9 protein-coding genes are annotated in these 7,265 nt (G+C 75.2%); 5 read left to right on the top strand and 4 right to left on the bottom strand.

The genetic code is table 11. The features are described 5' to 3' along the window. Positions 1-90: 90 nt before the first annotated feature. Both ACH4SE_RS34255 and ACH4SE_RS34250 read right to left on the bottom strand, forming a co-directional pair. Entirely contained in the window at positions 91-717 is a 627-nt protein-coding gene (locus ACH4SE_RS34255; RefSeq protein WP_398547476.1) for a LysE family translocator, read from the bottom strand. Between the two features lie 351 nt (positions 718-1,068). Further along, the gene (locus ACH4SE_RS34250) at positions 1,069-1,869 is read right to left on the bottom strand and encodes a LuxR C-terminal-related transcriptional regulator (protein WP_398547475.1); all 801 of its coding nucleotides are present in this window, start codon (positions 1,867-1,869) and stop codon (positions 1,069-1,071) included. A 140-nt stretch (positions 1,870-2,009) separates the two neighbouring features. Between ACH4SE_RS34250 and ACH4SE_RS34245 the strand changes: the two genes are divergently transcribed. Then, a complete protein-coding gene (locus ACH4SE_RS34245; protein ID WP_398547468.1) occupies positions 2,010-3,683 on the top strand; it encodes an AMP-binding protein in 1,674 nt (557 codons plus the stop codon). A gap of 87 nt (positions 3,684-3,770) precedes the next feature. Here ACH4SE_RS34245 and ACH4SE_RS34240 read toward each other — a convergent pair whose 3' ends face one another. Next, the gene (locus ACH4SE_RS34240) at positions 3,771-4,517 is read right to left on the bottom strand and encodes a hypothetical protein (protein ID WP_398547467.1); all 747 of its coding nucleotides are present in this window, start codon (positions 4,515-4,517) and stop codon (positions 3,771-3,773) included. Between the two features lie 270 nt (positions 4,518-4,787). After that, complete coding sequence (locus ACH4SE_RS34235) at positions 4,788-5,540, bottom strand: N-acetyltransferase (protein ID WP_398547466.1); 753 nt, start codon at positions 5,538-5,540, stop codon at positions 4,788-4,790. Between the two features lie 158 nt (positions 5,541-5,698). On the opposite strand from ACH4SE_RS34235, the gene ACH4SE_RS34230 reads away from it, so the two are divergent. The 4 genes from ACH4SE_RS34230 to uraH are packed head-to-tail and all read left to right on the top strand — an operon-like array spanning position 5,699 to position 7,265. Further along, positions 5,699-5,950: a hypothetical protein gene (locus ACH4SE_RS34230; protein ID WP_398547465.1), complete on the top strand. Its 252-nt coding sequence runs from the start codon at positions 5,699-5,701 to the stop codon at positions 5,948-5,950. Between the two features lie 59 nt (positions 5,951-6,009). After that, the gene (locus ACH4SE_RS34225; protein ID WP_398547474.1) at positions 6,010-6,357 is read left to right on the top strand and encodes a helix-turn-helix domain-containing protein; all 348 of its coding nucleotides are present in this window, start codon (positions 6,010-6,012) and stop codon (positions 6,355-6,357) included. A 57-nt stretch (positions 6,358-6,414) separates the two neighbouring features. Continuing rightward, positions 6,415-6,927, top strand: a complete 513-nt coding sequence (uraD, locus tag ACH4SE_RS34220; protein WP_398547464.1) for a 2-oxo-4-hydroxy-4-carboxy-5-ureidoimidazoline decarboxylase — start codon at positions 6,415-6,417, stop codon at positions 6,925-6,927. Further along, positions 6,924-7,265 (top strand): hydroxyisourate hydrolase, encoded by a 342-nt coding sequence (uraH, locus tag ACH4SE_RS34215; protein ID WP_398547463.1) that lies wholly within the window; start codon positions 6,924-6,926, stop codon positions 7,263-7,265. Before uraD ends, uraH begins: the two co-directional genes overlap by 4 nt.

The following is a 7,265-nucleotide window of genomic DNA, read 5'->3' as shown; positions in this document are numbered from 1 at the left end:
CCTCGTAGTGGGCCTACTCGGACGAGCCCGACAACGTAGCGAGCGTGCGTGCCAGGCGCCGTCTGCCAGGCGGGACTTTGCGGACACGCCCTAGGAGTCGGCACGCCCCGTCACGGCGACCGTCACACCCAGGCCGATCATCGCCAGGCCGCCCGTTCCGCCCACGGCCGCGAGCCGCCGCGGGGACGAGGCGAACCACGTGCGCGCCGCCGACGCGGTCAGCGCCCACATGCTGTCGAAGAGGAGCGCGATGACCGTGAACACGAGGCCGAGCAGCAGCATCTGCTCGTGCACGCGGCCCGCGCCGCGATCCACGAACTGCGGCAGGACGGCGGCGAAGAACACCATCGTCTTCGGGTTCGTGGCGCCCACGACAAAGCCTTCCCACAGCGTACGCACATCGCTGCGGCGCGCCGCCGGGGCCCCCTCCGCGGAGCCGTCCGCGCCCATCGCCCCGGCCAGTGCCCGGCGCTCCCGGAAGGCCTTCACGCCGAGGAACACGAGGTAGGCCGCGCCGACCAGCTTGAGCGCGGCGAACAGCGCGACCGAGCGGGAGACCACCTCGCCCAGGCCGATCGCGACGGTCGCGCTCAGTACGTAGGCGCCGATCGCGTTGCCCAGCACGCTCCCCAGGGCGGTGCGCCGCCCGTGCGCCAGCGCCCGCCCGAGCACGAACAGCACGCTCGGGCCGGGGATCAGAACCAGCACGACCGACATCGCGGCGAAGCCGCCAACCCTTTCGAGGCTCACGCCCCGCACGCTACCCGCACGCCCTTACGGCGCGCGCCCCGTTTTCGCAACAGGGTGCCTCCCGCGGTGGGCCGCGCGACCGCGACCTTCCGCCGGTGGCGGGCTGGGCGCGCGGTTCCCCGCGCCCCGGGTTTGCTGCCCTGTGCGGCAGACGCGAGCCCCCCGGGCGTCGCTTCTGCGAGAGGAGGGTGGGCGTTCTCGGGGGCGCGGGGAACTGTCCGCCCGCCCCAGCGAAAGGGACGGTTCCGGGACGGCGGAAGGCGGCGGCCCGCAGGGGCTCGCGTCCGCCGCGCAGGGCCGGGGCGGCAGCCCGCCGGGCTACGGCAGCAGGCCCGAGCGGCGGGCCGAGGTGACGGCCTCCAGGCGGGTGTGGGCGCCCAGCTTGCGCATGGCCGACCTCAGGTAGGACTTGACCGTCTCCGGCCGCAGCCGCAGCCGCGCGGCGGCCCCCGCGTTGGTGGCGCCGGAGGCGACCGCGGTGAGGACGTCCAGCTCGCGCGCGGTGAGCTGGGCGACCGGCGCGCGCCGCGCCGGAGCCGGCGGCGCCGCCGCGGACGCCAGCCGCGCGCACGCGGCCAGCAGCTCCCGCCGCAGCTGGGGGTCGCCGATGCGGGCGGCGAGACCCCGGAGCTCGCGGTGCGCGTCCCGGACCTCCTCCCAGGCCCGCGGGTTGGCCGTGACGACCGGCGGCTGGCAGGAGGCCAGCAGCCGCCGGGCCTCGTCCCGCACCACGATCGTCTGCTCCAGGTCGCGGGCGACGTCCATGGCGGCGGCGAGCGGCCGGTCGCCGATCATGCAGGCCTCCCGCAGCGCCCCGTAGAGCACCCCGCGGACCTGGCGGTGGACGACGACCGGCACGGCGAGCACCGAGCGCAGCCCCTCGCCGGCGACGGCGGCGTCGTACTCGTGGCTGATGGTGCGCGAGGAGCCGTAGTCGGTGACCGCGTACGGGCGGCGCAGCGCGAGCGTCTTGCCGCCGAGGCCGTTGCCGGTGCGCACCTGGAGCCCGCGCAGCGACTCGGTGTCGGCGCCGGACAGCTCGGTGATCCGGAAGAACGCCGCACCGGGCTGCGCCACCAGCCCGCCGAAAGTCACGGGCAGCATGGCTGACCTGCGCATCCGCAGGAGTGCTGCCCGTACGTCCACGGCTTCTCCGGCGCTGCCGTCCACCGCGTCACCTCCTCACCCCCGTCCGGGGGTAGTGAGACCCACGTCACTCGCGCACGATGCTACCGAGAGCACGTGCATGAGGAGGACACATGGCCGTATCGGACGCGACCGGCGCATTCCGGGCTGCGCGGGACGTTTTGCTGCGGCACCGCGAGGACTACGAAGCGGCCGTGGCGGCTTTCACGTGGCCCGAACTGCCGCAATTCAACTGGGCGCTGGACTGGTTCGACGTGATCGCCGCGGGCAACGACCGGCCGGCGCTGTGGATCGTGGAGGAGGACGGCGGCGAGGCGATGATCTCCTTCCGGGAGATGTCGGACCGCTCCGACCGGGTCGCGACCTGGCTGCGGGCCCGCGGGGTGCGGGCCGGTGACCGGGTGCTGCTGATGCTCGGCAACCAGGCCGAGCAGTGGGAGTGCGCGCTCGCACTGATGAAGCTGCGTGCCGTGATGATCCCGGCCACGCCGCTGCTCGGACCCGCGGACCTGCGCGACCGCATCGCCCGCGGCGGAGTGCGGCACACCGTCGTCCGGGCCGCGGACACCGCGAAGTTCGACGAGGTGCCGGGCGACTACACCCGCATCGCGGTCGGCGGCGCGGCCGGGCCCTGGCTGGCGTACGAGGAGGCGTACGCGGTGCCGCCCGGCTTCACCCCGGACGGGCCGACGGCCGGGTCCGACCCGCTGCTGCTGTACTTCACGTCGGGCACCACCGCGCAGCCCAAGCTCGTCGAGCACACCCACACCTCGTACCCGGCCGGGCACCTGGCCACGATGTACTGGATCGGCCTGCGGCCGGGCGACGTGCACCTGAACATCTCCTCGCCCGGCTGGGCCAAGCACGCGTGGTCCAGCCTGTTCGCGCCGTGGAACGCGGAGGCGACGGTCTTCGTGCACAACTACACGCGCTTCGACCCCGCCCGGCTCATGGCCGAGATGGAGCGCTGCGGTGTGACGAGCTTCTGCGCGCCTCCCACGGTGTGGCGCATGCTCATCCAGGCCGATCTGACCCTGCTCGGTACCCCGCCGCGGGAGGCCGTCGCGGCGGGCGAGCCGCTCAACCCCGAGGTGATCGAGCACGTGCGGCGGCTGTGGGGGGTGCTGATCCGGGACGGCTTCGGCCAGACCGAGACCGCCGTGCAGGTCGCCAACACCCCGGGCCAGCTGGTCAAGGCAGGCTCGATGGGCCGCCCCACCCCCGGCTACACCGTCGCCCTGGTCGACCCGGTGACGGGCGAGGCCGGCGACGAGGGGGAGATCTGCCTCGACCTGCGCTCGCGCCCGGTGGGCCTGATGACGGGCTACGCGGGCGACCCGGAGCGCACCGCGGAGGCGATGGGCGGCGGCTACTACCGCACGGGTGACATCGGCCGCCGGGACGCGGACGGCTACATCACCTACATCGGGCGCTCCGACGACGTCTTCAAGTCCAGCGACTACAAGATCAGCCCGTTCGAGCTGGAGAGCGCGCTGCTGGAGCACGAGGCGGTCGCGGAGGCCGCGGTGGTGCCCGCACCGGACGAACTGCGGCTGTCGGTGCCCAAGGCGTACGTGGTGCTCGCCGAGGGCTGGGAGCCGGACGGCGCGACGGCGAAGGCGATCTTCGCGCACTCCCGCTCGGTGCTCGCGCCGTACAAGCGCATCCGGCGGCTGGAGTTCGCGCCGCTGCCGAAGACGGTGTCCGGCAAGATCCGCCGGATCGAGCTGCGGGAGGCCACGATGCACGACGGCAGTGCCGAATTCCGCGAGGAGGACTTCCGCTGACGGCCGTCCCCGTCCGGCCCGTACGCCACCCGGCGGGGCGGGATACGCCCGCCGGCGGGCCGGGCCGGCGCCGCTGACGCCCGCGCCTCAGGCGGTGCCGGGCTCCGCCGGGCCGGACTGGATGAGCGCGTCGGCCGCCGGGTTGACCGGCTGCGGCGTGCCCGTGAGGTCCATGACGAACAGCGGCACGCCCAGCTGGTCGGCGCGCAGCCGCCCCTCCTGGGAGTAGCCGGCGAGCGAGAAGAACGCGCCGAGCGCGTCCTCGTTGGCGCAGTTGAGCCACAGGCACTCGACGTCGCGCACCGCCGTCGGCTGGGTGCTGGGGTCGACCTGGGCGACCAGGCCCCGGCCGCGCAGGTCGATGCCGTTGGCCGACCGGTCGCCCGCGAGCCGCACGTCGGCGAAGCCGAGCCACTTCAGGTACTGGGCGGCGGCCGTGAGCGCGTCCCGCCCGGTGCGGATGGTGACCGGGCGGAAGGGCGGCCGGGAGGTCGTCGGCGGCGGTACGGTGCCGGCCGGCGCGGGCGCGCTGCCGCCGGGGGAGTGCAGCGGGCCGGGCTCGCCGGCCGCCCCGTCGTCCACCGGGAGCCGGATCAGCGCACCGCAGGAGCAGCCGAGTTCGGGCCGCGGCCACTCGTCGGTGCGCCCGCAGCCGGAGCAGCGCAGTCGCACCCACGACTCGTCCCACGAGCGGTACCGGACCTCGACCGGGTGACCGCCGCGCAGCACCGGCAGGCACAGCGGCGCCCCGCACGGGCACGGGTAGGTCGGCGCCGTGTACGTATGGTCACGGCGGCAGGCCGGGCAGCGCACCGGCACGCTCTCCGCTGCCATGGCGGTCACCACTTCCGATCGGTGTCGTCACCCCCATAGTGCAGGAAGTCCCGCCCCCGGGTGAGCGGTTGGCGGGACTGCGCGTCGACCGGGTGGAACGCTGCGTCACCGGCGCGACCGCCGGACGCTCCCGCTGCCGCCCCCTCCCGGCGGCGGGGGGCGGGCCACGCCCGATGCCGCACGACACCCGTCACGCCGGGCGCAGTAGCCACCCGCATCCCCGAGCGGTGCCGCGCGACGGAAGACGCGCCCGTACCCCGCCCCGGAGGGTCAGAGGGCGTGCCGCACCCACACGTTGGGTTCGACGTAGACGGCGTGGCCGTTCGCCGTGTCGCAGTGGACGGGGGACAGCGCGCCCGGCACGACCACGTCGCCGTCGCGGTCGAAGGGCAGGCCCGTCCAGGCGCGCCACTGGGCGAGCGAGCCGCTGACGGTCATGGACGCCGGGGCGACCTTCTCCACGGTGCCGCCCGCCTTGACGTGGACGCGCAGCCAGGGGTCCTCGGGCAGGCCGTCCTCGCGCGTGCGGCGGATGTACTCGGCCAACGGGACGTGCGGGTGCAGGTGCTTGCCGTTGGGGCGGACGGGTGCCAGGAGCGAGTGGTGGCCCTGCCGGGCGACGGCCCGCCGCATCGCGTCGAGCATCCGGTAGGACAGGCCGCGGCCCAGGTAGTCCTGGTCGAGGGTGATCTCCAGCGCGCTCGCGGCCGTGGTGGGCGTGCCGGTGGCGCGGTCCCGCACCGCCCAGGCCAGCACGCGGTCCCAGCCCTGGTCGGGAAGCTCCTCGCGACCGTCGAGCTCGGCGTTGAAGGGCGCGCTGAAGCCGCGGGCCACCACTCGGTCGCCGTCCGTCGCCACGACGCAGTAGTCCGGGAAGTCGTGCACCACGCGATCCAGCAGCGATCCCGCCAGCAGGTCGTGCCCGGTGAAGACCGGCCAGGTGTCGGCGATCTCGTAGACGCGGGCGGCCAGGTGGGGGCGGTCGGCGATCCGGGTGACGGTGAGGGGGTCGGTGTCGTTCACACCGCCGATCCTGCCAGGGCCCGCGCGGGCGGCCGAACCCGCGGTCGATCCCGTCAGGCCCGTGCGGGCGGCCGAACCCGCCTCCACCTGGGGGAAGCCGCTGCCGTACGGCGTCGCGTAGGGTCTCGCCCGGACACCGCCGACGGAGGAGGGGACCGGTGCGACTGAGGCTGGAGTTCACGACCGAGCCGTTCGACCTGGACGTGCCGCCGCCGCACGCCGTGGCCGCGCGGGAGGTGGTGGAGGGCGGGACGCTGGAGGGTGTCGAGGTGGGGCCGTTCGGCAACACCGCGGAGGGGGCGCCCGAGGAGGTCGTCGCGGCCGTCGCCGAGCTGCTGCACCGCACCCTCGCGGCCGGGGCCACACGGATCTCGCTCCAGGTCAGCGCGCTGCCGGAGGGCGGGGCGTGACAGCGGCGGACCCCCCGGAGCACCCCTTCGCGCGGGCCGTGCGGCCGCTGGTGGACGCGATGGGCGGCGAGCTGCTCGCCCCCGCCGAGGCACGGGCCGAGGACGTCGTGCTGAGCTGGGAGGGCGCGCCGGTCGTCGCCGTACGGCTGCCGCACCTCGCGGACTCCCTCGACCACCTGCTCGCCGACCTGCGCCGCCGCCACGGCCGCCCGCTCGCCGAGCTGGGCCGCAAGGAGAAGCAGCAGGTCGTGCGGCAGCTGGAGGAGCGCGGCGCGTTCGTCGTGCGGCACGGCGTGGAGACCGTCGCGGCGGCGCTGGGCGTCAGCCGCTTCACCGTCTACAACTACCTCAACCGGGAGGGAGCGGCTCCGGCGCCGCCCGCCGGGGGCCGTGAGAGGGAGCCGTAACCGGGAGTTTTCAACAAAACGTTGACGCCCCTTCACGGCGGCTCCTAGCGTGCCCGTGTGACCTCCCGCACCCCGCCGGGGCTCTCCCGGCTCAACCAGGCCGCCGCGGCCGCCGCCGTGTCGCTGCTGCGCGAGGTGTGCGCGAGCACCGCGTGGTGCGCGCAGATGGCCGCGGGGCGGCCGTACGCGGACGCCGGCGAGCTGCTCGCGGCGAGCGACGCGGCCATGTCCCGGCTGAGCGCCGCCGACCTGCGCGAGGCGATGGCCGCGCACCCGCCGATCGGGCGCCCGGCGCCCGGCGACGCGGCCTCGGCCCGCGAGCAGTCGGGAGTCGCGGCGGGGGAGCGTGCGGAGCTGCTGGAGCTGGGCGCGGCCTACCAGCGCGTGCACGGCCACGTCTTCCTGATCTGCGCCACCGGCGCGTCGGCCGCGCACATCCGGGCCGCGCTGCGCGAGCGTACCGGCAACGACGAGGCCACCGAACGCGAGATCGTCCGCACCGAACTGGGGAAGATCAACCGGATCAGACTCGGCAGGCTCGCGGGCACCCCGCAGGAGGACGCACCATGACCGACCAGGAGATCTCCGTCTCCACCCACGTCCTGGACACCGCCGCGGGCCGTCCCGCCGCGGGCGTCCCCGTCGCGCTCGCCGTCCGCGCGGGCGCCGCCGCCCCCTGGACGCAGCTCGGCGGCGCCGCGACCGGCGCGGACGGCCGCTGCACGGGACTTCCCGCGCCGCCCGCGGGCACCACCCATGTCCGGCTCGTCTTCGACACCGCCTCCCACGCGTCCGGCGAGGCCTTCTTCCCCGAGGTCGCGGTGGCCTTCGCCGTCGGCCCGGGCGAGCACTACCACGTACCGCTGCTGCTCAGCCCGTTCGGCTACTCCGTATACCGAGGGAGCTAG

The sequence above is a fragment of the Streptomyces sp. NPDC020983 genome, from assembly GCF_044333485.1.
Taxonomy (GTDB): Bacteria; Actinomycetota; Actinomycetes; order Streptomycetales; family Streptomycetaceae; genus Actinacidiphila.
This window is presented reverse-complemented; position numbering and strand designations above follow the sequence as displayed.